Origin of the sequence: Streptomyces mobaraensis (genome assembly GCF_020099395.1) — a bacterium.
Lineage (GTDB): Bacteria > Actinomycetota > Actinomycetes > Streptomycetales > Streptomycetaceae > Streptomyces.
The window spans coordinates 4,899,583-4,922,922 of sequence record NZ_CP083590.1; the positions used below are offsets into that span (position 1 = coordinate 4,899,583).

The 23,340-nt window shown below is 69.6% G+C and carries 23 protein-coding genes; 14 read left to right on the forward strand and 9 right to left on the reverse strand.

The window, feature by feature from the left end; all coding sequences use genetic code 11:
• The first annotated feature begins 3 nt into the window (after positions 1 to 3).
• A complete protein-coding gene (locus tag K7I03_RS21405) occupies positions 4 to 798 on the forward strand; it encodes an alpha/beta fold hydrolase (RefSeq protein ID WP_185944886.1) in 795 nt (264 codons plus the stop codon).
• Between the two features lie 306 nt (positions 799 to 1,104).
• Here K7I03_RS21405 and K7I03_RS21410 read toward each other — a convergent pair whose 3' ends face one another.
• The 3 genes from K7I03_RS21410 to K7I03_RS21420 form a co-directional block, all read right to left on the reverse strand.
• Entirely contained in the window at positions 1,105 to 1,506 is a 402-nt protein-coding gene (locus K7I03_RS21410) for a hypothetical protein (protein ID WP_185944887.1), read from the reverse strand.
• Between the two features lie 500 nt (positions 1,507 to 2,006).
• Positions 2,007 to 2,249, reverse strand: coding sequence for a DUF397 domain-containing protein (locus tag K7I03_RS21415; protein ID WP_398857656.1), 243 nt, complete (start codon positions 2,247 to 2,249; stop codon positions 2,007 to 2,009).
• On the reverse strand, positions 2,249 to 3,070 hold the full coding sequence (locus tag K7I03_RS21420; RefSeq protein WP_185944888.1) for a helix-turn-helix domain-containing protein: 822 nt from the start codon (positions 3,068 to 3,070) through the stop codon (positions 2,249 to 2,251). Before K7I03_RS21420 ends, K7I03_RS21415 begins: the two co-directional genes overlap by 1 nt.
• A 123-nt stretch (positions 3,071 to 3,193) precedes the next feature.
• Here K7I03_RS21420 and K7I03_RS21425 point away from each other — a divergent pair, with 123 nt between their 5' ends.
• Both K7I03_RS21425 and K7I03_RS34370 read left to right on the forward strand, forming a co-directional pair.
• The gene (locus K7I03_RS21425; RefSeq protein ID WP_185944889.1) at positions 3,194 to 3,367 is read left to right on the forward strand and encodes a hypothetical protein; all 174 of its coding nucleotides are present in this window, start codon (positions 3,194 to 3,196) and stop codon (positions 3,365 to 3,367) included.
• Complete coding sequence (locus K7I03_RS34370) at positions 3,367 to 3,672, forward strand: DUF6255 family natural product biosynthesis protein (protein ID WP_224347496.1); 306 nt, start codon at positions 3,367 to 3,369, stop codon at positions 3,670 to 3,672. Before K7I03_RS21425 ends, K7I03_RS34370 begins: the two co-directional genes overlap by 1 nt.
• Here the strand turns inward: K7I03_RS34370 and K7I03_RS21435 are convergent.
• Both K7I03_RS21435 and K7I03_RS21440 read right to left on the reverse strand, forming a co-directional pair.
• On the reverse strand, positions 3,638 to 4,930 hold the full coding sequence (locus tag K7I03_RS21435) for an RICIN domain-containing protein (RefSeq protein WP_185944890.1): 1,293 nt from the start codon (positions 4,928 to 4,930) through the stop codon (positions 3,638 to 3,640). The two genes, K7I03_RS34370 and K7I03_RS21435, sit on opposite strands and share 35 nt — an antisense overlap.
• A gap of 134 nt (positions 4,931 to 5,064) precedes the next feature.
• Positions 5,065 to 6,306, reverse strand: coding sequence for a glycosyltransferase (locus K7I03_RS21440; RefSeq protein WP_185944891.1), 1,242 nt, complete (start codon positions 6,304 to 6,306; stop codon positions 5,065 to 5,067).
• 261 nt (positions 6,307 to 6,567) lie between these two features.
• Between K7I03_RS21440 and K7I03_RS21445 the strand changes: the two genes are divergently transcribed.
• Complete coding sequence (locus K7I03_RS21445; protein WP_185944892.1) at positions 6,568 to 6,918, forward strand: hydrophobin family protein; 351 nt, start codon at positions 6,568 to 6,570, stop codon at positions 6,916 to 6,918.
• A 65-nt stretch (positions 6,919 to 6,983) separates the two neighbouring features.
• Here the strand turns inward: K7I03_RS21445 and K7I03_RS21450 are convergent, their stop codons facing one another.
• The 4 genes from K7I03_RS21450 to K7I03_RS34090 all read right to left on the reverse strand — a co-directional run bounded on the left by K7I03_RS21450 (position 6,984) and on the right by K7I03_RS34090 (position 11,075).
• A complete protein-coding gene (locus K7I03_RS21450) occupies positions 6,984 to 7,841 on the reverse strand; it encodes a DJ-1/PfpI family protein (protein WP_221903424.1) in 858 nt (285 codons plus the stop codon).
• Positions 7,842 to 8,066: 225 nt separating this feature from the next.
• Positions 8,067 to 8,669, reverse strand: coding sequence for a DUF1707 SHOCT-like domain-containing protein (locus K7I03_RS21455; RefSeq protein ID WP_185944893.1), 603 nt, complete (start codon positions 8,667 to 8,669; stop codon positions 8,067 to 8,069).
• 231 nt (positions 8,670 to 8,900) lie between these two features.
• Positions 8,901 to 9,557, reverse strand: coding sequence for a hypothetical protein (locus K7I03_RS21460; RefSeq protein ID WP_185944894.1), 657 nt, complete (start codon positions 9,555 to 9,557; stop codon positions 8,901 to 8,903).
• A gap of 48 nt (positions 9,558 to 9,605) precedes the next feature.
• Positions 9,606 to 11,075, reverse strand: a complete 1,470-nt coding sequence (locus K7I03_RS34090; RefSeq protein WP_274390178.1) for a peptidoglycan DD-metalloendopeptidase family protein — start codon at positions 11,073 to 11,075, stop codon at positions 9,606 to 9,608.
• A 627-nt stretch (positions 11,076 to 11,702) separates the two neighbouring features.
• On the opposite strand from K7I03_RS34090, the gene K7I03_RS21475 reads away from it, so the two are divergent.
• From K7I03_RS21475 to K7I03_RS21520, 10 genes are all read left to right on the forward strand, one after another.
• Positions 11,703 to 12,314, forward strand: a complete 612-nt coding sequence (locus K7I03_RS21475; protein ID WP_224347142.1) for a hypothetical protein — start codon at positions 11,703 to 11,705, stop codon at positions 12,312 to 12,314.
• On the forward strand, positions 12,311 to 12,619 hold the full coding sequence (locus K7I03_RS21480; protein ID WP_185944895.1) for a hypothetical protein: 309 nt from the start codon (positions 12,311 to 12,313) through the stop codon (positions 12,617 to 12,619). The genes K7I03_RS21475 and K7I03_RS21480 overlap by 4 nt, the downstream gene beginning before the upstream one ends.
• Positions 12,616 to 13,395, forward strand: a complete 780-nt coding sequence (locus K7I03_RS21485; protein WP_224347143.1) for a hypothetical protein — start codon at positions 12,616 to 12,618, stop codon at positions 13,393 to 13,395. The genes K7I03_RS21480 and K7I03_RS21485 overlap by 4 nt, the downstream gene beginning before the upstream one ends.
• A gap of 37 nt (positions 13,396 to 13,432) precedes the next feature.
• Complete coding sequence (locus K7I03_RS33870) at positions 13,433 to 15,358, forward strand: hypothetical protein (RefSeq protein WP_185944896.1); 1,926 nt, start codon at positions 13,433 to 13,435, stop codon at positions 15,356 to 15,358.
• Positions 15,358 to 16,878 carry an SCO6880 family protein gene (locus K7I03_RS21495; RefSeq protein WP_185944897.1) on the forward strand — a complete coding sequence of 507 codons (1,521 nt, stop codon included), beginning with the start codon at positions 15,358 to 15,360 and terminating at the stop codon, positions 16,876 to 16,878. The genes K7I03_RS33870 and K7I03_RS21495 overlap by 1 nt, the downstream gene beginning before the upstream one ends.
• The gene (locus tag K7I03_RS21500; protein WP_185944898.1) at positions 16,878 to 18,422 is read left to right on the forward strand and encodes a TraC family protein; all 1,545 of its coding nucleotides are present in this window, start codon (positions 16,878 to 16,880) and stop codon (positions 18,420 to 18,422) included. Before K7I03_RS21495 ends, K7I03_RS21500 begins: the two co-directional genes overlap by 1 nt.
• 53 nt (positions 18,423 to 18,475) lie before the next feature.
• Positions 18,476 to 20,179, forward strand: coding sequence for a type IV secretory system conjugative DNA transfer family protein (locus tag K7I03_RS21505; RefSeq protein ID WP_185944979.1), 1,704 nt, complete (start codon positions 18,476 to 18,478; stop codon positions 20,177 to 20,179).
• On the forward strand, positions 20,176 to 20,568 hold the full coding sequence (locus K7I03_RS21510) for a DUF4913 domain-containing protein (protein WP_185944899.1): 393 nt from the start codon (positions 20,176 to 20,178) through the stop codon (positions 20,566 to 20,568). The genes K7I03_RS21505 and K7I03_RS21510 overlap by 4 nt, the downstream gene beginning before the upstream one ends.
• Positions 20,569 to 20,630: 62 nt before the next feature.
• The gene (locus K7I03_RS21515; RefSeq protein WP_185944900.1) at positions 20,631 to 21,782 is read left to right on the forward strand and encodes a hypothetical protein; all 1,152 of its coding nucleotides are present in this window, start codon (positions 20,631 to 20,633) and stop codon (positions 21,780 to 21,782) included.
• A gap of 13 nt (positions 21,783 to 21,795) precedes the next feature.
• Positions 21,796 to 23,283 (forward strand): glycosyltransferase family 4 protein, encoded by a 1,488-nt coding sequence (locus K7I03_RS21520; protein ID WP_185944901.1) that lies wholly within the window; start codon positions 21,796 to 21,798, stop codon positions 23,281 to 23,283.
• Positions 23,284 to 23,340 lie beyond the last annotated feature (57 nt).

The following is a 23,340-nucleotide window of genomic DNA, read 5'->3' on the forward strand; positions in this document are numbered from 1 at the left end:
GTCATGTCGCGCCCAGAACTCCCCACCCCCACCCTCGCCCGCACCACCCGCGGCAGCGGCCCCGGCCTCCTCCTCGCCCATGGCGCCGGGGGCGGCATCCAGCCCAACTACGGCCCGATCATGGACGGTCTCGCCGAGCACTTCACCGTCGTCGGCCCCGACTACCCCGGTACGGGCGGTAGCCCACGTTCCGACGCGCCCCTCACCCTCGACGGCCTCGCCGACGAACTCGTCGCAGCCGCCGTCGCGGAAGGGCTGGAGACGTTCGCCGTCACCGGCTACTCGCTGGGCGCCCCCGTCGCCGTCCGGGCGGCCACCCGGCACCCGGAGCGCGTCACCGCCCTCGTCCTGACCGCCGGTTTCGCCCGTCCCAACGCCCGCTTCTCCCTCGCCACCCGCCTCTGGCGCGACCTGATCGAGAAGACCGACGACCCCGCCGGCATCACCGCCTTCGGCGCTCTCACCGGCTTCGCCGTACCCACGGCGGACGCGTTCTCGCAGGACGACGTCGACGCCATGCTGGCGGCCGGCTGGGACTCCGTCCCCCCGGGCACCCCCGACCACCTCGACCTCGCCGACCGAGTCGACGTCCTCGCCGACCTCCCGCGCCTCACCGTTCCCACCCTCGTCATATCCACCACCCTGGACAACCTGGTCACACCCTTCCACCACCGCCAACTCGCCGACGGCATCCCCGGCGCCCGCCTCGCCGAACTCGCCACCGGCCACGTGCCGTTCTTCGAAAGCCCGCAGGAGTGGCTGGACCTGATGGTCGGGTTCCTGACGTCCGTCGAGTGAGGCCAGTCAGGGGGAGGCGTCGGGCCTCCGGCTCCGGCCGGGCTCGCTCGGCGCCTTCCCGGCGGTGAGGCGCGGAACCGGGTGGCGTCGCGTCGGCTACGGGCAACGGGCGTGCGGCGTCGAGAGGTTGATGGGCGTGTCCTGTGGGTTGGCCGCCTTCGTTCCGTGCCGGACAGCCGGACAGCCGGACAGCCGGACAGCCGGACAGCCGGACAGCCGGACAGCCGGACAGCCGGACAGCCGGACAGCCGGACAGCCGGGCTGACGGCCGGGCCGACGGTCGGCGGAGGCCGCCCCCCCCGTGAGTCACTTCACTTCGACCGTGACCTTCCACGGCGTGATCACCATGGGACAGACATGGCCTGCGTCGGGGCGGCAACGTCGTTGCGCGGTGATGGTGGCGGTCCCGCCATGTTCCGCGTGGAAGACCGCTGACGCGTCGCCGTTCGGTGCCGTACGGCCGGCGGTGCGCCGGAGTACGGCGGAGTCGCTGGCTGCCGGGGTGCTCCAGGTCCAGGTGAGCCCGCTTGCCCGATAGCCTGTGAGCCGGACTTCGATGCCGTCACCCAAGTGCGCGATCACGGACCGGCCGTTGTCCGAGTTCGCGAGCGTGAGGCGCTGAGCCGGTTGAGCACGGTCGGGTGTCTGGTTGTGCGCAGCCGCCGGTGCCGCGGTAGCGGCCATGGCGGCGACCAGGGCCAGTGCCATGCCCCATGGAGCGGTAGACCGCTTCGTTCCCATCATGATTCCCTCCCCCTTGATCCCGCTGGTCTTGCTGATTCCGCCGGACCGGATGCCCCTCGCGACGGCGACAGCAGACCGATCCTTCCGGTCGGCTCGACGTTATGGCGAAGGGCCGGTCCCAAACCACCCGACCGAGGGATCCCGGGCACCACATCTGCCGGGTACGCCTCAGGGGTGCAGCCGTTCCTTCAGGAAGGGGCCGTCGCCCTTGAGGAGTTGAGCGGCGCGATGTCCCTCCTACGGGAACGGCCGTATCGATTCCTCAGCCGGGCGTTCGGACCGGGTCTTCGACTCCCCGCCTCAACGACGCCCTGCTGAAGCAGGCGGAGTTCATGGGGGTGGGTGAACCAGTGGTTCCAGCCTGATCCGCTCACGGGCGACGCTGGGCAGCCGGACACAGTCGCGTGGCGGCGCGGCAGCGCTTGTTCGGCGCCGCAGTTGCCGCAGTCTTCGCCGCGCGTCGGTCAGTTGCCCGGCGTCGTGACCATGCGCAGGAACGCGGTCCACGCGGGGGCGGGGAGGAGGAGGGCTGGGCTGTCAGGGGTCTTGCTGTCTCTTATGGGGACGGTGCCTGTGTGGGCGTGAGCGGGAGCCCACTCCAGGCAGTCACCGCCGTATGTACCGCTGTAACTGGACTTGATCCAGGGCGTGTCTACGAGGCCATCCGTGCCTATCGCCATATTCACAACGGACTTGCGGGTATACATCACGGGCTCAACTCCTTCAGATACGTCCGGATCACGTCAGCGGATTCCCGTGGCGAGAGCGCAACCGCCCTGATCAGATCATACGAACGGCTGGCAACGAGTACTTCAGCCGGGTCTGCGGTCATGTGACCTCGGGTGATGCCATCGACGTGCAGGACGTCGGCGCCGGTTTCGAAGCTCAGGATGTTGAATGAGCCGTTCACGCCAGGATGCGGTGGAGCGTTTCGGGGGATGATCTGGATGACGGTGCGGGGACGCTCGCCGACCGTCAACAAGTGTTGCAACTGCTCTTTCATGGCCGCAGGACCGGGGTATGGCCGAGCGAGCGCGTATTCGTCCAGAACAAACCAAGCGTGCGGCGGCGTCTCCTTTTCGAAGATGTCTTGGCGGGTCATACGAGCCGCTACCAGGTCTTCCAGGCTGTCCGGCCGCCCTCCGGCCAGCACCGCCCTGGCGTACTCCTCGGTCTGCAACAGTCCATGGATCAGTTGGTTGTTGAAAATGCTCAGCGAGGTCGCCTCGCGCTCCATCTCCACGTACGGCAGGAACCAGCTCGGATAAGCGAACTTGATCACCAGCGGATGCAACCGCCCGAAGTGCCCGTCCGTCTCGAACGCCGAGTCGAGGTCGTGTGCCAGGGCCTCCGACGGCACCCGCTTGGCCCGTTCGACGTAGCTGATCATCGCCTGCGTCGTGTGGGCCATTTCGGCCGCCTGGGTCTGTGATTTCCCCGCCTTCCTCCGGATCCGGTTCAGCTCGGATCCGAAGAAGGCCAGCATCGATGACGTCGGGTCCGGCAGGGAGTCGTCTTCTGTAGCCATGCCCTGTATATCCCCTTTGTGCATAACTCTCGCGGAGTTATGGCTGCTCCTCTTCCGGAGCGTACTCGCTGAGCGCAACCCTGAGACCACACCAGGTAATTGACCTCCGGAAGGGGTACCCCCATGCCCGAAGCCGCCCTCCCGCCGCCCCCGCCCCCGGCGTCCCGCCGCCCCGCGCCCTGTGTCGAGTGCCGGCGGATCCGGGAGGCGTATTACGCCGCCTCCCGGCAGGGGGACCGGGTCGCCGCGCAGGGCTGGATCGTCGCGATGGGGCGGCATCACCGGTGGGTGCACTGATGGTGGCGAAGGGGTGCGGGCACGCGCCCGGGGCGTGGGTGGTGGCGCGGAGCGGGGTCGCGACCTGCTGCCGTTGCGGCGTGCGGCGGTTCACGGCGTACGCGGCGCTGTGGCGCGAGGTGCCGGGCCGGGCGGTGTCCGGGCCGACGGCGTCCGCGTCGGGGACGGGCGTGCTGCGCGCCCGGCGGGACGGCGGCGGAGGAGGCGGAGAAGGCGTCGGCCGCTCCCTCGTGGCCGGCGCCTCCCCCTTGCCCGTGGGGCGGGCCGCGCTCAGAAGCGCGGGTGGAGGTAGAACGACTCGTTGATGACCGGCGTGCCGTCGCCGTTCCGCTGGTACGGCCACTGGATCAGCCAGGTGCCGTCACCGGTGCGGTTGCGGTCGACGTTCACGAATTGGTGGGTGCCGTTGTCGCGCAGCACGGTGAGGTTGGGGAAGCGCCACTCGGGGTGTTCCAGGGTGAAGTTCTGGGTGTCGTGCTGGTAGCCGCCCGGGTCGGGTTCGCCGTTGGGGCCGTGGCAGTCCCAGATGTTCAGGTAGTCGCCGTTGCGGCTCCGCTGGCCCCGGTTGACGTCCAGGCATTTGCCGCTGCTGACGCTCTGGAGGCGGTACAGCGGCTGCCCGGAGTCGCCCGGGCGCCCGACGGGCAGCAGGCGCCAGCGCTGGTTGGCGCCGCCGTTGGCGTGGTAGATGATCACGTGGCTGCCGTTGGCGTTGCGGCCGTTGTAGACGTCCAGGAGGCGGTCGCTGTTGTCCGCGTGGATCGTCAGGTCGCGCGGGCTTCCCGACGCCCGCAGGGTGGAGAAGCCGACCGGCCAGTGGTCGCTGCCGTAGTTGGGGTTCACGGTGGCGTGCCAGTTCTGCGTGTTGATGTTGGAGGCGGCGAAGTCGAGCTCGTTGCCGTTCTGCTGCGTGGCCTGACCGCTGTTGTAGATGCGGGTGTTCTGCGGGACGCCGTCGTGGGCGACGGCCTGCGGGGAGCGGTTGAAGTCGCCGAGCACGACCCAGTTGGCGATGCCGCTGCCTGAGGCGTACCGGGCGACGCGGCGGATCAGGCCGGCCGCGTCGTTGGGGCGTCCGCCGTTGGACGCGGCGTGGACGGAGGCGAAGACCGTCCGGTCCTCGCGGCGTACGGCGGCGAGCGCCGAGCGGTAGCCGCCTCTCAGTTCGCGGACGGAGTCCGGGTAGAACGAGGTGACGAGGCCCAGGTTGCGGGAGGGCTGGATGAGCACGTGCAGGTAGCGGACCTGCCCGCGGCCGAGGTCCCACCGGTACGAATGGAGGTTGCCGTTCCGGCTGATCAGGCGCGCGCCGCCGGGCGGGGAGGCGGGGACCTCCTGGAGGGCGACGACGTCGAAGGAGCGCGAGAGCGTCCGTACGCCGCCCCAACGGTCGCTTCCGACCTGCATGTTCCAGGTGGCCAGGCGGTGGGTGTCGGGGTCGGCGGCGGCCGCGGGGCCGCCACCAGCGAGGAGCAGTGCGCAGGCGAGGACCCCGGCCAGCACCAGGGCGCCGAGGCGGCGCGCGAGGGGGGCCGGAGGTCTCGTGAGGGATGTCACGTACATGCCGTGATTCTTTACGTCATGCTTTCGGTCGGGAAGGGGGTAACGGGCCGAAGGGCGAGCCGGAAACGAGCCCGGTCCCGGACGGCCACTGGTCTCGGACGCCCGCTCGTCCCCCCGGGCGTCCATCGGCCCCCTCACCCCACCCCCGCCACCAGACGTTCCGCCGCGCGCCGGGCGCCGTCCGTGCGGATCGTGGCGGCGACGGTACGGGCGCGGGCGGCCGTGCCGGGGTGGAGGGCGTACCGGAGGGCGGCGGTGAGGGAGTCGGCGGTCGGCGGGGTGGCCGGGTGTGCGGCGCCGACGCCGAGTTCGTGGACGCGGCGGGCCCAGTAGTGCTGGTCGTACATCTGCGGGGCGACGACCTGGGGCACCCCGGACGACGCGGCGGCCGTGGTCGTCCCCGCGCCGCCGTGGTGGACGACGGCCGCGACGCGCGGGAACAGGGCGCGCTGGTTGACGTCGCCGACGAGGAGGCAGTCCGGGGCGTCGTCCACGAGGGACAGCCCGGCCCAGCCGCGCGAGACGAGCGCCCGCCGGCCGACCGCGCGGGCCGCGCCGATCATCGCCTCGGGGAGGCCGGGGGTGGCGCGGATGCTGCCGAAACCGAAGTGGACGGGGGGTTCGCCGGAGGCGAGGAAGTCCTCCAGGGCGGGGGAGAGCGGGGTGTCGTCGGGAAGCAGCCAGGCGCCCGGCTGCCAGGGCGGGCCCGGCGTACCCAGGACGTCCCCGCCGGGCCACGGCCCCAGCACCGGATCGGCGGCGAGCCACGGCTCGTCGCCGAGCATGTGGCCGCGTACGTCATCGACCGGCGGCAGACCGTACGCCGTCGCACGGCCGGACGCCGTCGCCCGCCCGGAGTTGAGGGCGGCGCGGAAGGTGGCGTTGACGTGGGCGGCGTCCTCGGCCCAGAGGGCGTGGCGGTCGGCGGTGTCCGGGGCGAGCGGCCTGTCCTGGAGGGCCAGTGGGGGAGGGGCGTGGTGCGGGGAGGGGAGGGTCACCGGGCAGTACGAGACGTGGACGTAGCGGATGCCGGCCGCTTCCGCCACCGAGCGGGCGGCGATCTGCAGTCCCCCGCCCGCCACGACGGCGTCGCAGCCCCGGGCCGCTTCCGGCAGCGTGGCGAACTGCGTGACGACCGTGCCCTCCGCCAGTTCCCGCAGCCGCTCGGGCGTGGGCCGGAAACCGCCCCCGGACGCGGTGCCGCGCAACGCGGGACCGATGGGCACCACGGGGAACCCCAGCCCCTCCACCCACTCCCCGAAGTCCGGCGGCACGCACAGGCGCGCCTCCGCGCCGAGCGTCCGGAAGGCGGTGGCCAGGGCCACCATCGGCTGCACCTCGCCCCGCGTCCCGATGGTCGACAGCAGTACGCGCATCGCGAATGCCCCCCGTCGCTCGTACACGTTCCGGCCGGCGGACGCGGCCGGGGCGACCGATTCTGCGGCGTGGCCGGGGTCTTGCGGCAACTCCCCCTCCCGGCTCTATGGTGAAAATGCGGGGAGGCGGTCCCGGGGGACTGGCGCCGAGGGGTTTACCCCATCGGGTGGTTCCCGCGCACAGACGGGTTGTTTCCCCATCGGCGGAGCAACGGTTGAACGAGGAACGCGTCAACCCCAGCCGCCGCTCGAAGGACTCCCGTGGACCCGAAGATCCTGAAGAAGAAGATGACCGCCGGCTGCCTCGCCGGCCTCTCGGCCGCCGCAGCTCTCGTCCTGTTCCCGCCCGCCGTCGTCGCCGGGGAGGCGCTCGCGGCCGACGGTTCCACGACGCCCATGCGCTGCCGGAGCGTCGGTACCGCGCGGGACGCCGACGTGGCGTCCGTCCTCCAGCCCCTCGGCGTCCACCTGCAGAACCCGGATACTCCGGTCGGCCTGTCGTGCACTCCCACCCGCAACGGCGGTCCCGATGTCAACTTCTGTGCGGGCAAGGACCCGGTCCACGGCATCGCCGTCATCGGCCGCCGCCCCATGGGCCACATCTGCCCCTGAGGCGTCCGTGACCCGGTCAGGCCCAGTCAGGTCCGGTCAGGTCCGCTCTGACACGGCAGGTCCGCTCAGGCCGCCGGGACCGCCGCGTCGTCGATCAGTTCGAGCGCGAGCCGCCGCGTCGTCTCGTCCGCCTTCTCGGGGCTGCCGGAGTCGAACGGCGGGTGCGGGTCGTACTCGACGGCGAGCTGCGTCGCCCGGGCGGTGGCGTCGTCGCAGAGGCGGGCGACGAGGTGGAGACCCATGTCGAGGCCGGCCGAGACGCCGGCCGCCGTGATGATCCGGCCCGTCTCGACGAAGCGGCCGGGCGTCCAGACGGCGCCGAGCTTCGCCAGGTACGGGCGGGAGGCCCAGTACGTCGTCGCGGGCAGCCCCTTCAGCAGCCCGGCGGAGCCGAGGATCAGCGAGCCGGTGCAGACGGAGGTGGTCCACGTCGTACGGCGGTGCAGAAGGCGGACCCAGTTCAGGACCGCCCGGTCCTCCATGGCGGCGACGGTGCCGCGGTTGCCGCCGCCGGGAACGAGGAGGACGTCGGCGCGGCGTACGTCCGTGAGGGCCCGCTCGGCGGTCAGGGCGAGCTGCCCGGTGTCCGTGCGCACGGGGCCCGGGCGGTGGGCGACGGTGACGACGCGCACGCCGGGCAGGCGGCAGAGCATCTCGTAGGGGCCGACCGCGTCCAGCGCGGTGAAGCCGTCGTAGAGCAGGATCGCGACCGTTCTGCCGCGGCCGCCGTCCACCGGATGGCCATCGCCGCGGTCGCTCCGGTTGCCCTGGTCCCCCCGGTCGCCCCGGCCGCTCCGGTACGACGAGACGGCGGCGGCCGAGCCGCCCGCCGAACCGCCCGCCCCGGTGAGCCCCATGGCGAGAGCCCCCGCGCCCGCCGCCCCCAGCACCCCGCGACGCGTCGGCTGTACTGCCGAAGTCATCCGAACCAACCCCCTTGACGATCAGTGGACTTCAAGGGAGTCGTGCGGGAGAGGGCCCGGGTTCCCGGCCTTGCCTGCCGGCGGCTCGGAGACGCACGGCCCAAGGAGACGCGCGGCCGCTCGGAGACGCCGCAGAGCTCACATCGCCGCTCGTCCGGTCAACCGGAACGACTCCGCGCGCCATACCCGGCCTCAGCCCGGCCTCAGCCCGGCCTCAGCCCTGCGTCAGCCCTGCGTCAGCTCCGCGCGCCGCTTGCTCCGCCGCAGTTCGCGCCGCTTGGGGTGGCGGACGACGACGCCCGCCATGCCGGGCGTTCCGCTGACGCGGATCAGCGGGGTGCCGGGAAGGCGAGGGGTGGTCGCGGTCTTGTCCTTGACCCCGCCCTCCATGCCGTCGGTGTTCACGCCCCAGCCCTCGGGGATGATGAGCACGACGCCGCCCATGCCGCCCTCCGCCTCCACCGCGACCTCCGGCAGCCGGCACTCGGCCGCGGTGAAGTCGAGGATGACGCCGCCCATGCCGCCGTGGGCGACGATCCGCGCGGGCACTTGCCAGTGCCCTTCGCGCTTCGCGCCGTGGAAGCCGCCCTTGAGCGTCAGCGGCTTGGCGGGGTCGGCGCCCGGCAGGACGGGCAGGTCGGCCGTGAGCGCGGCGAGTTCGCCATGCGTCCGCGCGCCGAGCGCCCGCTCCACCCGCTCGTCCAGCTCGGCGAAGTCCAGCCGCCCCTCGGCCGCCGCCTCGTTCAACCGCTCCACGACCGCGTCCCGCTCGGCATGCGAGGCGCGCACGGACCCGTCATCGCCGGAGACCGGCAGCAGCTCACTCATCCCCCCATGCTAAGCGCCCCCGCCCGCCGCCCGAAGGGGCGAGCAGCCCTAGCAAACCGGGGTACGCGTAAACCGCCCCTTCTTTCCCGTACCCGCGCACGCAGGCCCCCGCTCCGCCCATGGACTTCCGGGCCGGATCCTCTGAGGCGCGCGGCCCGTCGCTCCGCGAGGAACGCAACGCCTCCGCATGTGGGTTGGCCGGCACGCCGGCCATGACCCCGGCCTACTTGGTCAGGAACTCTGCGTCGAGGGCACGTCATCGAGGACCGAGCGGACCATGCGGTAGGGCTCGCTGCTCTCGCCCATGACGGCAGCCAGCAGGGTGGACAGCTCCGCTCCGACGGACCGCTGGGCCTGTGCGTCGCGAATCCCCCGCCAGTGCTCGACCGCCCGCCGCGCGGAGGTTTGGGTCAGAGGGTCGTCGGCTCCGCGGACATGGAACTGGAGGCCGGCAGTGTGCAGGTACCAACGGGCGGCATCCTCGGACCTGCCCAACAGATGCGCGACCCACCCGCGCAGCTCACGGATCTGAATCGTGTGGGAGTGCTTGTCTCCGTATATGGCGGTGAACTCCTGGTCGACCCGCTCCGCCTCCACACTCGCCGCATGTAGACGGGGCAGGTCCTGCGGGTTTGCGAAGGCAGCAGCGATGGCCGCGATGCGTTCGCGGTAGCTCTCGGGAGGCGGAGGCGGTGATGCGGCTTCGCGGCGGCTGTTGACGGGCTCGGCCCGGGATGCTTCAGCCACGTCCGAGCTCGGTGCCTGCCGGGTTGGGAGAGGGGCACTCTCCTCCCGGCCGGCCCCGCTGAGCTGTTCTGGCGGGTCGCTCTGCCAGAACTCGTGGGTCGCGGTTCCCCAGGGCCGGAAGAGAAGGTGTTCGTCGTTCATGATGTCCTCGCGTGTTGGTGGGCGCCTTCGTGCTCGTCGGCCATGGGGTCAGATGTCGATGCCCTTGCGCCGCATATAGGCCACGGGGTCGACGTCGCTGCCGTATGCGGGGCCCGTGCGGACCTCCATGTGGAGGTGGGGGCCGCTGACGTTGCCGGTAGCGCCCGATATGCCGATCTCCTGGCCGCCTCGGACCGTCTGACCGGCGGACACCTCGACCCGGGTCATGTGGGCGTACTGGCTGTACATGCCGTCCTCATGCTTGATGATCACCTGGTTGCCGTACGCCCCGCCCGGCCCGGCGGAGACGACCGTGCCGGGGCCGATGGCGTGGATGGGCGTGCCGGAGGGAACGACGAAGTCCACGCCGGTGTGGTAGCCGCTGGACCACATCCCGCCCGCCTGGTGGTACGGGGTCCCGATAGAACTGTGCACAGGCCGCTGCCAGTTACCGGGGGCGGTGTCGGCTTCTACGACGCGGACCACCTTGCTGATGCGGGTGATCGGGGTGGTGGAGTGGCGCCAACTGTCGTAGGAGACCACGCGAATCTGAGCGCCGGTGTGAGGCGCTTCGACGATCTTTCCATCTCCGATGTACATGCCGACGTGGCCCGGCAAGGCATCCGAACCGTCATATCCAGGATTGAAAACGAGGTCGCCTGGAGCCGGGTGATCAATATCGACCTGGTGGCCGATCTTGACCTGGTCCCAGGTGGTCCGGGGTATGTCGACACCTACTTTTTTGTACGCCTGCTGCATGAGTGACGAACAGTCGCACCACTTACCCGAATCGCTCCCCAGTGGGTCGGTGCAGTCCCCGCCGAGCTGGTACCAGCCACCGCGCTGTTTCAGCGCCCACTCGACCGCTTGCCGCGCCTTCTGCGCGGGATTTTCACTCGTTCCCACCGAGCCGACGAACCGCGACGCATTCGCCATGATGTCCCTGACATACCGGTACGTTTCGCCACCGGAGAACGATGGGCCAGGCACACCCTTGTGGTCGTAGACGGCTCCCGGTCCCGCGTTGTATGCAGCCAGCGCCAGCTCGATGGGGCTGCCATTGTATTCAGGGTGCTTCTTGAACTCCGTGAGGAGTCGGCACATCATTCTCCCCTGGGCGGGGATGGCATCCTCCGGGTCGAATACGTTTTTCACCCCGTCGCCGTTGCCGTCCACTCCTTCTATTGCCCATGTACTGTCGATGAACTGTGCGATCCCCTTAGCGTGCGCCTTTGATTCTTCCTTCGGACTGAAATCGCTTTCGGCCCAGAGCTGGGCGGCGAGAATGGAGGCGGGCAGGCCGGCGTCGCAGGCGTTCGCGGCTTTCTCGATAAGGGGTGCATATTGAGGGGGGACGCCCCCCTTTCCTACCTTCAGGGTGTTGGAGGCAAGGTTGTAGTCTCCCCCCTCGTTATCATCGAGAAAAGTGGCGACAAAAAACAACAATCCCAGGCCGATGGCAAGCGGGCTGACGACCAGTAGCGCGATCCCGGATATCAGAACCTTCTTTAGGTTCAAGCTCCCCCCTCGTTCTCGGTGGCGCGAAGATTCCGTTCCTCGCCGGATCGTTACGCCGCAAGCTCAGGCCAAGGATGGTCGGCCTCAAGTCGCACCGTCAATCACTCCAGTACCGTGGGTAGCGGCATACAATCCCATATCTGAACTAAGGGATTTAACCGTCAAAAATCATAGAGGCGACGCACCTGGACAAAAAGGCGCGCAGGCTGACAGCAGGTGACCGTACGTGCCGCTTGCGTTCAGCAAAGCATTTGGCTCTACCAAGGACTCCTGCTAGAAATGCACCTCAAGGTTTGGCCGAGAGAATACGGTTGCAATGCCGGGGGAGCTTTGGGCAGGAAAACGATTCTCGTTCCGCTGCCGACTCACGTCCGTGTGGCCTTACCCGTAATGTCGGCGGTCGGGGGCAGTGGCCGGTCCGCAGTGGCGGGCCTTCTGGCCGGCTCCCTGGCCGCGGTGGGCACCGCGGCCGTGCTCGACACCGTCCCGCGGTTGTCCTCGCCCTGGCCGACGTGGGTCTCCGCTCCCGGCGGAGGTCTGCCGGCCCTGCCTCCCGACCTGCCCCTGTCGCGCCGTCAGGTGCGCGAAGCCGCCTCGCGCTGCCAGGGACCTGCCGGGGAATGGCAGGTGCTTACCGACCATCAGGACTGGAGCTGCCCGCCGCTGTCGTTGCCCACCGACCCCGCGGCCTGGTACCAGCTGGCGGCCATCGGCGGCTGGCAGGCGGTAGTGGCCGACACCGGGCACGCCGTGGCCCACGACATCGTGACTGCCCGGTGCGAAGGCCGGTCGGGAACCACGGCGGCCTGGTGCGGACTGCCGTTCGCCGTTCCCGTGCTGTGCGCGGCGGCCAACGGTGACGGCGTCCAAGCGCTCCAGACCGCCGTGCAGGCCGCTCTCGCCGAAGGTCTTCCGCTCCAGCGCACGGTCGTCGCACTGGTCTGCCTCGCCGACGGCCGCCTGCCCGCATCCGTACGCGCGGCCATCACCATGCTCCAGGGCCGGGTGGCGGCCGTCGTCACCGTGCCGTGGGATCCGCAGATCCGCGTCAGTGGCCTGCGCAACATAGGCCGGCTCAAGGCCCGAACGGTCCAGGCCGGCGCCGAGCTGGCTCAGCGGGTCCTCGACGCCGCGAAGACGGCCTGGGGTGACCCCCTGCCGCCGGCACCCGTTCCGGCAGCCCTCACCGCTGCCCGCTCAATCGACCCTGTTCCCTCCGCACTTGAAGGAGCGGCATGAGCCAGCTTCTGCACCACGCCGTCACATACCTTGCCGACGGACCTGTTCCGGACTTCCAGCCCACCGTGCCGGACAAACTCAAGGACCCCACCAGCAAGATCCTCGGATGGACGGCCGGTCTGGGCCTGGCCCTGGCGGTGCTCGGAGGACTCACCGGCTGGGGCTGCGTGGCCATCGGCCACAACTCCGAACGCGCCGGCCTGGCGGCCCGCGGCAAGCAGGCCATCCTGTGGAGCCTCATAGCCGGCCTGGGGATCTCCGTCACCAGCGGCCTGGTGATGATGTTCTACAACATGGGCAAGTGAGCGCCCCGGTGGACTACCAAAAGAACGCCCGCAGGGCCCGCATACGTCTGTTGGTCATCGGGGTCGCCGTCGTCGCGCTCCTCGTCGGCGGCATCCTGCTGCTGACCGGCGGAGGCGAAAACAGCCAGAAAGAGAGCCCTTCGGCTGCGAAGGCACCCACTAGCCCGTCGCCGTCGCCTTCGCGGCTTGTGATGGGCCGCTCGGGTAACTGGACTCCTGCCACATCTCGTCACCTCAGAATCCCCCGAAGTCGGGGGGTGAAAGACGGCGTCAGCGTCGGCTTCCACCGGGGGCACATCGGGGGGTTGATGGCGGCGGTCCGCCACCAGCAGGAGCTGGACATCCTCGACGACTCGATCGCGCGACGCCAGATGGAAGCCATTGTGTCGCGGGACTCCAAGGAAAGCGTCGACAAGTACGTCTCCAAAGTGCGCAAGACACGTGAAGCCGCTGGGCTTCCGCCCTCCGGCGGGACCCCTGCCGGCGTCACCTTCACCACCCAGGTGAAAGCTGCGCGGGTGCGCAGCGTAACCGACGACGGCGACGTCCTCGAAGTGTGGATGGCCTATGACCAATACGCCACCTTGCCGGGCAAGCCAAATGATGAAGACCCGTTGAAGGACCAGACCACGCACGTCTTCTACAAGTGGGAAGGCGACGACTGGAAGCTCACCGAAGAGCCGCAGTACGTCGAGAAGACCTCCTACCCAAGGGCGTGGGATCCGGACAGCAGATACGCGTGGGCGGATGACTGGAGACTGGTCGACGTTGAGTAGGTTTCTGGCGCGCTTTGGCGCGGCTTTCAGTGTGGCCATGATGATGCTGGCCTTCTTGGTTTCGTTCGCAGCGGCAGCGGATAAAAGTGCCGGCCCTCCGGATCCGTATCCGGACTGGCTGGTGAAGAAGAACACCCGAATCGGCGTCAATAAAGAGCGAGAGTACTGCGATCTCGAAGCGGCAGACCTCTGGGAGGAGAAGCACCCCGGCCAAGAACACAGCTGTCGCCCCCAGAAGCGCTGCCCGGAGGACTTCCCGGGGGACACCATCTGCGGCGTCGAAGAGAAGCCGGACCCTACCGACAAGGAGAAGGAGGAGAAGGAGCTCGTTGCGCTGAGGCGGTGGCGTACGGGTGCGGAGAAGCACACCCCGCCGGACGAGTACAAGAAGCTCAACGACTTCATGACCAAGTGCGTGGAGAAGGACGGTAAGATATTCGAAAAATGCAAGTCGGAAATGGACTACAAGTTCGCGAAGGCTACTACGCCGTTCGACTGGGTGGCCGGGAAGATATCCGAGCTGGCGTTCAAGGCGCTCAAGGAGGTCGCGGCGGTCATCGGTGAGGCCGTGGTGTGGCTGCTGCAACAGTTCGCCTCGTTCTTCGATCATGCTTCGAGGATCAATCTGAAGCAGACGGGGATCACGCGGCCGACTGAGATCATGATGGGGGTCTCCGCTCTCGTTGCCGCCTTCCTGCTTCTGATTCAGTTCGGCAAGGTGGGTATCTCCCAGCAGGGAGGGCCACTTGCGACGGCGATTACCGGGCTGGCGAAGTGGGGCTTTATCACCGGCACTTACTGGCTGTGCACCCAGACGGCTCTCAGCTGGTGTGACACCTTCAGTACCTCGATGATCGAGATGACGGTCGAGGACGGCAGCGAAGACGCGAAGAAGGCCATGGAAGTGCAGCTGGGCAAGCTGTTCCTCGGCATGGTCGGTGGCACGGGTGCCGGCGGCGGTGGGGCTGCCCTGGTCGGCAACGGCGGCATCGTGGCGCACTCCGTCGGCGCGGTCATCGTGCTCGGCATCCTGTCGATCCTGGCCATCGGCATGCTGTGGATGGAGATGCTCATCCGCCAGGCGGCGATCATGGTGCTGGTCACCATGATGCCGATCGCTCTGGCCGGGCAGATGCAGGACTCGACCAAGGAGTGGTGGCCCAAGGCCCGTAACGCTCTCATCGCGCTGATCCTGATGAAGCCCGTGATCGTCATCTGCTTCTCCATCGGCTTCTCCGCGATGGGAAACAGCACGGGAATTCAGAACATCCTCGTCGGCCTGGTCATCTTCATCATCTCCGGCTTCGCCTGGCCGGCGATAGCGAAGTTCATCACCTTCACCACCGTCGGAGCCGGCGCTGCCATGGCCTCCGGGATGATCAGTTCCCTCGGGTCGAGCGCGTCGTCGATGTTCGGCGGGAACCAGCCCGCGCTCGCCGGGCCGGGAACCGTCGGCGGCGGCAGCAGCTACACCCGGGCCCTGGAGGGGGACAACATGGCGACCGCCGGCTTCGGCTCGGGCGGCGGCGGGAACGCCGGGTCCGGGAATACCGGCGGACAGGGCGGCGGCTTCTGGAAGGGCGGCGTCGGCAAGGCGGGCTCGAAGGGCACCGGCGGCGCCGGTGTCGGAACCCAGGTCGGCGCCGCTGTGGGGCTCGGTGTCCAGCTCGCCGCGCTCGGCAAGGACACCGTCGAAAGCGGATTCGCCAGTGCGGCGGCGCACGCCGGGCTCGACCAGGGAGGCCAGGGCGGCGGCCGCCACGTCGTCGTACCCCCGCGCACCGGCGGTGGTGGCGGTGGCGGTGAGTCCGCCCCGCCGGCCTCCGGTTCGCTCAGGACCGAGAGCGAACCCCCGCCGCCGGCCGTCACCGCCCAGTCGACTCCGCCCGCGTCGCCGCGGCCGGAGTCGACGCCGCCGCCGAGCCAGACCGCGACGGCCCCCGCCCAGGGAGGTGACGCCTGATGTCCACACCGCACACCTTCAGCGGCTGGCAATCCGAGCGTTCGGGTTTCATGGGCAACCTCAGCGGCATCGGCTTCACCCTGGTGGCCGGCGCCTGCGTGGTCGCCCTCATCCCGCTCTACCAGCACAGCTGGGGCGCCGCCCTGGTCTTCCTCCCCCTCGCCGCGCTGCTGATCCTGCTCGCCTTCGGGCGGGTGCTGGGGCTGAGCGCGGACGAGTGGATCGTCCTCGCAGTAAGGCACCAGATCGCCGTGGCCACGAACCGCAACATCTTCCTCTCCGGCGTCTTCGCCCCCCGCACCAAGGACGGCGAACAGCCCATGGACCTGCCCGGGGTGCTGGCGCGCCTGCACCTGCTGGAAGCCCCCGACGGCCTGGGGGGCACCCTCGGCGTCATGCACAACCCGGTCGACGGCACCTACACCGCCATCTGCCGGGTCACCTTTCCCGGCCTGGCGCTGGTCGACACCGACCGGCAGAACGCCCGCGTACGCGCCTGGGGCGCCTTCCTGCGCTCCCAGTGCAAGGAGGGCGGCGCGATCACCCGGATCAGCGTCCACCAGCGCTCTCTTCCCGACGACGGCGCGGCCCTGCGGTCGTGGACGGAGCGCCACACCGCCGACGAGGCACCGCCCGCGGCCGTCCAGGCACTGGGCGAGCTGATGGAAGGCGCCGGCCCGACCGCGACGATCCGCGAGACCTACCTGGCCCTGACCCTCTCCTCCTCGCGCGCGAGGCTGGCCATCAAGGGCGCCGGCGGCGGACAGATCGGCGCAGCCGCCGTCCTGGTGCGCGAAATCCACGCGATGCAGGGCTCCCTCTCCAGCGCGGGCCTTCAGGTCGTGGAGTGGCTCACCCCCCGCGGCGTCGCCCAGGCGATCCGCACCTCCTATGACCCCGAGGCCCAACTCGCCCTCGCCGCCCGCAACACCGCGGCCGAAGACCCGGCCTGGTCGGGCGCCGAGCGCGGCGTCGACCCCGAACTCGCCGGACCGGCCGCGACCGAGACCGGCTGGGGCCTGTACCGGCACGACGGCGCCTGGACCGTCACCTACCAGGTCCGCGCCTTCCCCCGCAGCGAGGTCTACGCCACCTTCCTCCAGCCCCTGCTGCGCCCGCGGCAGAACGCCCGCCGCTCGCTCTCCCTCGTCTACGAGCCGATCGGCCCGGCCAAGGCCCGGCAGGAACTCGCCCGCGAGAAGACCAAGCGCGACACCGCCCGCAAGCTGCGCGCGAAGACCGGCCGGGCGGAGTCGGAGGACGAGCGCCGTGAGGCGATGACCGCCCGCGCCCAGGACATCGCCCGCGCGTCCGGCCACGGTGTGGTCCGCCTGACCTGTCTGATCGCCGTCACCGTGACCAGCCTCGACCAGCTGGAGACCGCCTGCGCCGAGCTCCAGGCCGACGCCTCCGACGCCGGCCTGGAGATCCGCCGGGTGTGGGGCGCGCAGGACGCCGCGTTCGCCGTCGCCGCCCTCCCGCTCGGCCAGGGCCTTCCGGACCGAAGGGTGGGCATCTGATGGCGCTGTTCTCCCGAAGGAGGGACGACACCTCCCTCAAGGCCGCCACCATCTCCGACCTCTTCGACGCGCCCGCCGAGACGTCCCCGGCGAAGACCAAGGTCTCCGCCCGCGACCTGCGGCGCTCGCGCCTGCTGGAGGATCCGGCGGCCGCCATGCGCGTGGCCCCCAAACGCGGTTGGTCCGGACCGTTCGCCGGCCGGGCCGCGTCCCTGGCCAAGGTCGAGGTGGTGCGCGCCGACACCGAGCGGGCCAGCGGCATCTACCCCTTCCTGCACGCCGCCTCTCTGCCGCCGATCGGCGTCTACATGGGCTGGAACACCCTGACCATGCAGGCGTTCTCCGCACATCCGGCCGCCTGGGTGCGCGAGGGCCTGTGCACCAACCCCAACGTGATGATCACCGGCATCCCCGGGTCCGGGAAGTCGGCGCACATCAAGGCGTTGTGCTTCCGCCTGATGGCCCTCGGCCACCGCACCCTGATCGCCGGAGACGTCAAGGGCGAGTACCGGGCCCTGTGCGAGCACCTCGGGGTCGAACCCGTTCGCCTCGGTCCCGGCCTGACCGGCCGGCTCAACCCGCTGGACGCCGGCCCGCTCGGCCACGGCCTGGAGAAGATCAGAGGCCCGGAGTTGAAGACTCGGCTCCAAGAGATCCACCGCCGCCGTCTCACCCTGCTCAAAGCGCTGCTGGAGCTCCAGCTCAAGCGCACCCTGAAACCGCAGGAAGAGGAGTGCCTGGACATCGCCGTCCGCGAGGTCACCGGCGAACTCCACGGCCAGAGCACCCTCAGCGTGCCCACCCTCCCGCTGGTCTACGAACGGCTGAAGGACCCCACCGACGCGATGGCCCGCGAACTGCGCGTCCGCGGCGACGACGTCCAGCTCGCCCGCGAACAGATGACCTCCCTTCGCTCCGCCCTCGGCGGCATGATCACCGGCCACCTTGGCGGCCTGTTCGACCAGCAGACCAGCATTGGCCTGGACTGGCAGGCCCCCATCCAGTCCGTCGATATCTCCGCCCTGGAACAGTACGGCGACGAGACCGTCGCCATGGTCCTCACCTGTGTCTCCTCCTGGGCCCAGAGCGCCATCGACCGCCCCGGTGAACGTCCCTGGATCGTGGTCCGGGACGAGCTGTGGCGGCAGATGCGCTCCGGCGGCGCCGCCATGGTCCGCAAGATCGACGCCGACCTCCGCCTCTCCCGCGCCACCGGCACCATCCAGCTGCTGGCCACCCACCGCCTGTCCGACTTCGAAGCCGTCGGCTCAGCCGGCAGCGAGGCCGTCGCCATCGCCAAGGACCTCATCGCCTCCTGCGAAACCCGCATCCAACTCGCCCAGGACACCAAACCGCTGAACCTGACCCGCGAAGCCATCGGCCTCACCGATGCCGAATGCGACCTCATCGGCTCCTGGGGAGCCGGACAACGCGGTCGCGCTCTGTGGAAGGTCGGCCGCGGCGGCGGCTCCCACGCCGTCCAGCTCATGCTCTCCCACACCGAGCGCAAACTCTTCGAGACCGATGAGCGGATGGTGATCTGACCGTGCCACCCCACGGCAGCCCGCGCCCCTCCCGAGCGGACGCTGATTCCCTCCTGGCTCCCGCACTGATTCTCATCGGCGCCGCGGCGCTGGCCTGCACTCTGCTCACAGCACCTCTGGCAGCGCTGCTGTCCGGGCGAGGCCGGCCGAGGTGGGTGCACGACGACCCGGCCACCACGGCCGTCCTCGCCATCGTCCAGGGCCCCGGCGCGGCCTACTCGCCGGCCCCGCCCGCCTGGCTCTTCTGGACCCTGACGGTCCTGCTGTTCGCCGGTGTCGGATGGGGCACCGTGCGTGTGCTGAGCAAGCGCGGGAAGAAGCCGGCCGGTCTGGCGGGCCGGCATGAACTGGCGGGTATGTTGCCCAAGGGTGCGGCTGAACGGGCCAGGCAGCTACGGCCGGCGCTGGCCGGGCTCAAACGCCTTGACCCCGACGACACCGGCAACCTCCTGGGCAACCTGGAACCGAACGGCCCGGAGCTGCGCTCCTCCTTCGAGGACGTCGAACTCGACCTGATGGCCCCCCGGGCCGGCAAGTCGACGGGCATCGCCGTTCCCCGAGTCCTACGGGCGCGCGGGGCCGTGCTGCTCACGTCGAACAAGGCGGACGTCTACAGCGTCACCAAGGCCGAGCGGGCGCGCGCCGGCACGGTCTGGACGTTCGATCCGCAGGGCATCGCGCACACCCCCCGCGAGATGTGGTGGGACATGCTCGCCGACGCCGCCACGATCGAAGGGGCCCGCAGGCTGGCCGGCCACTTCGTGGGAGCGGTCAACGACGACGCGTCCAAGCGGGACTTCTGGATCTCCGCCGCACAGAACACGCTCACCGCGCTGTTCCACGCCGCGAACCGCGGGAAGTACCAGGTGACGGACGTTCTGGCCTGGCTGGCCGACCCGACGGATCGTACGCCCGTCGACCTGTTGCGCGACGCCGGCATGGTGGCCCTCGCGGAGCAGCTGCAGGGCACGATCAGGGGTGCGGTCGAAACGCGGGACGGCATCTACGAGACCGCCCGCCAGTGCGTGGCTTGTCTCCTGGATCCGGAGATCGCCGCCTGGGTGACCCGCGACCCCCGCCTCCCTCAGTTCCGTCCCGAGGCGCACGCGCTAAGCCAGGACACGCTCTACCTGTTGTCGAAGGACGGCGGGGGCTCGGCCGCCGGCGTCATCGCAGCGGTGGCCGACTCCGTCCTGCGTGCCGGGGTCCGGGCGGCCGAGCGGATGGGCGGGCGCCTCGATCCCCCTATGACCGCCGTACTCGACGAGGCCGCGAACGTCTGCAGGATCTCCGACCTGCCCGACCTCTACTCGCACCTCGGCTCCCGCGGCATCAACGTCGTGACCCTGCTACAGAGCTACCGGCAGGGCAGCCGGGTGTGGGGCGAGGCCGGTATGGACGCGCTGTGGGGCGCCGCAACGGTCAAACTCCTCGGCGCCGGGCTGGACGACGCCGACTTCATCGAGAAGATCTCCAGGCTCGTAGGAGAACACGACGTCACCACGGTGAGCTATTCGAAGAGCGCGGGCACGCGCTCACGCTCCACCTCCACCCGCCTCCAGCGAGTGATGCCGGCGGACCGGATCCGCGCCCTTCCCAAGGGCACCGCCCTCCTCCTTGCCACCGGTGTGAAGCCTGCCCTCATCCGGCTGCGCCCCTGGTACGAGGAGCCGGGAGCCGACCGCATCCAGGCGGCCGCCCGGGCCGAGGTGAAGGCCATGACCGCGCGGGCGAATGGAGGGACGTTTCCCGCATGAGCGAGTTCGCCACGGAGAACGCATACCCGGTCGCACCCTTCATCCTCTGTCTGGAGGGCGAGGAGCAGCGGGTGGCGATGGAAGGCCTCGTGGATTGGGTGAGCGGTCTGCTCCTCCCCGTGTATGGCAGGGAGGTCACGTCCCGCTCGCCGTGGTGCCCGCAATGGTGGGAACACGCGGAAGCGATCGCCCAGTTGCATGCCCTGTGGCTCGCCTGGCAGGAACTCACGGGTCCGAATGGAGGACTGACCGGACCGGCGATGTGGCATAGGGATTACTTGGCACCGACGATGCAGACGCTCCGCGATCCCGACGGCCCCTTCGTCGGCTGCCGGGCCGGCGGGCACCGGCCGAAGGAAACTCCTGCGGTGGAGCAGTTTCCCGCGTGACGACCGACGGACAAATTGGTTCTGGCGGCCTATCAAGAGCCGTTCATTGAAGGGATGTAAAGATGACGGAACAATTGAATATGGCGGATGCCTACGAACAGGTCTACTCAGCGGCGGCGCGAATGCTGTGGGCCCAGCAGGGCCCCTCTTGGCGGCAAGAAGACGATCCGGAATGGACATGGCCGGCGGCTCGGCGGGCCGCGTGGCAGGCGTTGGAGCAGGTGTTGCTGGACGCCGAAGCAGCTCTTGGTTCGCCCCAACCGGGTGACGCTTCCGATCCGGCGCGGCACTTGATCTCCCGACGCGCTCCGGAAGGCCGTCCGCTGACCTTCGACGAGGCGGTGCTGGACTGGAAACAGCGACTCGACGCCGACCCGGGATTCCTCGTGGAGCGCAGGGAGCCGTACCCGGACTACTACATGGAGCCCGGATCCTGTGTGATCATCCCCTCTTCCCCGTATTTGGCGATGATCGGTATCTTCCCGGAGCTGTTCTACCGGCTGGCTCCGGGGCGGCCGGCGGTGACCATCGGCTCCGGTGCAGCGGACCTTTGCGCCGTGGCACATGAGGCCGCGGACGCCCTGCGTGCGCCCCTGGGCATCGCCACACCGACACCGCACCCGGGGAATGCGTCTTGGATTGCTTCCGTCTCCCGTCCGGTCTCGGACCTGCCCGACCTTCCCGAGCGCTTCGAGGCCCTGCGCCGCGCGGCGTGGAACGCGGCGGAAGCGATGCCGTCACAGGACGAGCTGAAGGGGACGCTGGACTTTTCGGTGCAGATGGAAGCGGCCGTGGCGGGCGCCGATATTCGGATGATGCTGGCCGGGCAGACGGCGCCCGCGTGGCGCGAGGAGTACCAGCAGATTGATCCGGCGCGGCACGGTGTCGTGGGGCTCGTGACCGGTCCCGCGGGGGAAGCGGTGCCGGTGCCCTTCGAGAAGGATGCCGCCGACTGGCGTGGGCTGAACGCCAAGGGCTCCCTCCCATGGACGCCGGAGGACTACCAGCGGCAGTACTACCCGGATCGCGATGAAACCCAGAATGTGGTGATCTCCGCTACGCGCGCCATGGTCTTCGCCGAGATCCTCGACGAATTCGCGGCACGCCTGACGCCGGGGCGGAACGCGGGGCTCATCCACTACAACGCCTACGAGTTGGGCCAGTTCCTCACCTGGGGGATCGGCCGCGAGCTGCGTGCACACGCCGGATTCTGAGAGGGCGGCACACGTGGCAGACAAGCGCTACCGCATTCTCGTCGTTTCCGACATCAGCGGTATGGGTGGCGGCGGCATTCCGGTGTTCAATCAGCACATCACCGAGGCACTCGCGAAAGAGCACGACGTCACGCTGTTCACTGCCGACCCTGACACGCAGCCTCACCGGGGTGCGCGCATGGTCTCCACCCCCCCGATACCGGAGGGTGTGGAGGACCGTGACTGGATGGAGTTCCAGTCCACCCGCGACCCCCGTACCCATGGTCTCCCCGACCCGAGGACACGGCCGTTCGACCTGATCGTCGGGCACTCTCGTTTCTCCGGCCCAGCTGCAGCCGAGTTGCGTGACCGCTGGTATCCGGACGCGAAGGTCGCGCACTTCCTGCACACGAGCCCGGAGCGGCTCGCCGAGGTCAAGTACGCACGTGATCCGGCACACGCACAGGCCAAGGCGGCTCGGGACTCCCGGATCGAGCGCGAGGTGATGGATCGGGCGGACGTGGTCGTGGGCGTCGGCCCACTGCTGACGGCGGAAGCCGAGCGACTGTCCTCGGCGGGACAGCACGTGCCCGACTCGCACCAGCTCATACCCGGTGTGAGGGTCGAGGAGCTGGTACAGCGCGGACCGCACGAGGGACGCCTCAACCTCTTGGTGATGGGCCGGACAGACGATTCGTTGAAGGGTGTCGATGATGCGCTGCGCGCAGTGAAGTTCCTGAGCAAGAGGGGTTTCGACGTCCACCTCACCGTACGCGGCGCCGACTCCGAGGAGCTCGACAAGATAGCGGAGGACGCAGAACGGCTGGGCGGAAAAGGCAATGTCACCGTCAAGCCCTTCACGAAGGACGCAAACGAGCTCAAGAACGACATCGTCAGCGCCGACGCGGTCATCATGCCGTCCAAGCATGAGGGCTTCGGCCTGGTGGCCACGGAGGCGGCAGGGCACGGAGTGCCGGTCCTGGTGAATCAGGAGAGCGGTGTCGCGCAGTTCCTGGGTGACAAGTCGAAGTTCCCGCCCGAGATCGGGCAGCCGTGTATCGTCCCCGAGCCGAAGAACCCGAACGACCGGCAGCGGAACTGGGCCAAAGCCATCAGCGAACTCAAGGCCGACCTCCCCCAGCGACGCGAGAACGCCAGGAAGCTCCGCGAGGCACTCAAGGCGTACTCCTGGGACCACGCGGCCAAGGCCCTGGTGGAGGCGTCCGCGCAGGCCACTCCCGTGGCACAGCAGAAGCCGCTCGCTCAGGGACAGGCGCAGCGGAAGGCGACGGCTCAGGGCCCCTACGGTGAGCTACTGGTCAGTGGCCCCGCCCCGGTAAGCGCCGCACCACCCGTCCTGCCGAGCAGCATCACCAAGGCCGCCCGGCTGACCTCCCCAGGGGCGCGCGCTCCTGGACCCCAACCTCAAGTGCCCCGCCCCGCGCAGGCCCCCGCACCGCCTGCCCGTCCCTTCCATCTGCCGCAATTCGGCCCCAGCCAGGGCAGGAATCCGGGTCGATAGGCGGCGTGACGTCATTGGCAGAGCACCGTACGGTGCTCTGCCCACCGGCCCGCTCCC

What these genes read in the sequence shown, in the direction of transcription:
- K7I03_RS21405 (WP_185944886.1), top strand. Translation starts at nt 4, where the DNA reads ATGTCGCGCCCAGAACTCCCCACCCCCACCCTCGCCCGCACCACCCGC.
- K7I03_RS21410 (WP_185944887.1), bottom strand. Translation starts at nt 1,506, where the DNA reads ATGGCACTGGCCCTGGTCGCCGCCATGGCCGCTACCGCGGCACCGGCG.
- K7I03_RS21415 (WP_398857656.1), bottom strand. Translation starts at nt 2,249, where the DNA reads ATGTATACCCGCAAGTCCGTTGTGAATATGGCGATAGGCACGGATGGC.
- K7I03_RS21420 (WP_185944888.1), bottom strand. Translation starts at nt 3,070, where the DNA reads ATGGCTACAGAAGACGACTCCCTGCCGGACCCGACGTCATCGATGCTG.
- K7I03_RS21425 (WP_185944889.1), top strand. Translation starts at nt 3,194, where the DNA reads ATGCCCGAAGCCGCCCTCCCGCCGCCCCCGCCCCCGGCGTCCCGCCGC.
- K7I03_RS34370 (WP_224347496.1), top strand. Translation starts at nt 3,367, where the DNA reads ATGGTGGCGAAGGGGTGCGGGCACGCGCCCGGGGCGTGGGTGGTGGCG.
- K7I03_RS21435 (WP_185944890.1), bottom strand. Translation starts at nt 4,930, where the DNA reads ATGTACGTGACATCCCTCACGAGACCTCCGGCCCCCCTCGCGCGCCGC.
- K7I03_RS21440 (WP_185944891.1), bottom strand. Translation starts at nt 6,306, where the DNA reads ATGCGCGTACTGCTGTCGACCATCGGGACGCGGGGCGAGGTGCAGCCG.
- K7I03_RS21450 (WP_221903424.1), bottom strand. Translation starts at nt 7,841, where the DNA reads ATGACTTCGGCAGTACAGCCGACGCGTCGCGGGGTGCTGGGGGCGGCG.
- K7I03_RS21455 (WP_185944893.1), bottom strand. Translation starts at nt 8,669, where the DNA reads ATGAGTGAGCTGCTGCCGGTCTCCGGCGATGACGGGTCCGTGCGCGCC.
- K7I03_RS21460 (WP_185944894.1), bottom strand. Translation starts at nt 9,557, where the DNA reads ATGAACGACGAACACCTTCTCTTCCGGCCCTGGGGAACCGCGACCCAC.
- K7I03_RS21480 (WP_185944895.1), top strand. Translation starts at nt 12,311, where the DNA reads ATGAGCCAGCTTCTGCACCACGCCGTCACATACCTTGCCGACGGACCT.
- K7I03_RS33870 (WP_185944896.1), top strand. Translation starts at nt 13,433, where the DNA reads ATGATGATGCTGGCCTTCTTGGTTTCGTTCGCAGCGGCAGCGGATAAA.
- K7I03_RS21495 (WP_185944897.1), top strand. Translation starts at nt 15,358, where the DNA reads ATGTCCACACCGCACACCTTCAGCGGCTGGCAATCCGAGCGTTCGGGT.
- K7I03_RS21500 (WP_185944898.1), top strand. Translation starts at nt 16,878, where the DNA reads ATGGCGCTGTTCTCCCGAAGGAGGGACGACACCTCCCTCAAGGCCGCC.
- K7I03_RS21510 (WP_185944899.1), top strand. Translation starts at nt 20,176, where the DNA reads ATGAGCGAGTTCGCCACGGAGAACGCATACCCGGTCGCACCCTTCATC.
- K7I03_RS21515 (WP_185944900.1), top strand. Translation starts at nt 20,631, where the DNA reads ATGACGGAACAATTGAATATGGCGGATGCCTACGAACAGGTCTACTCA.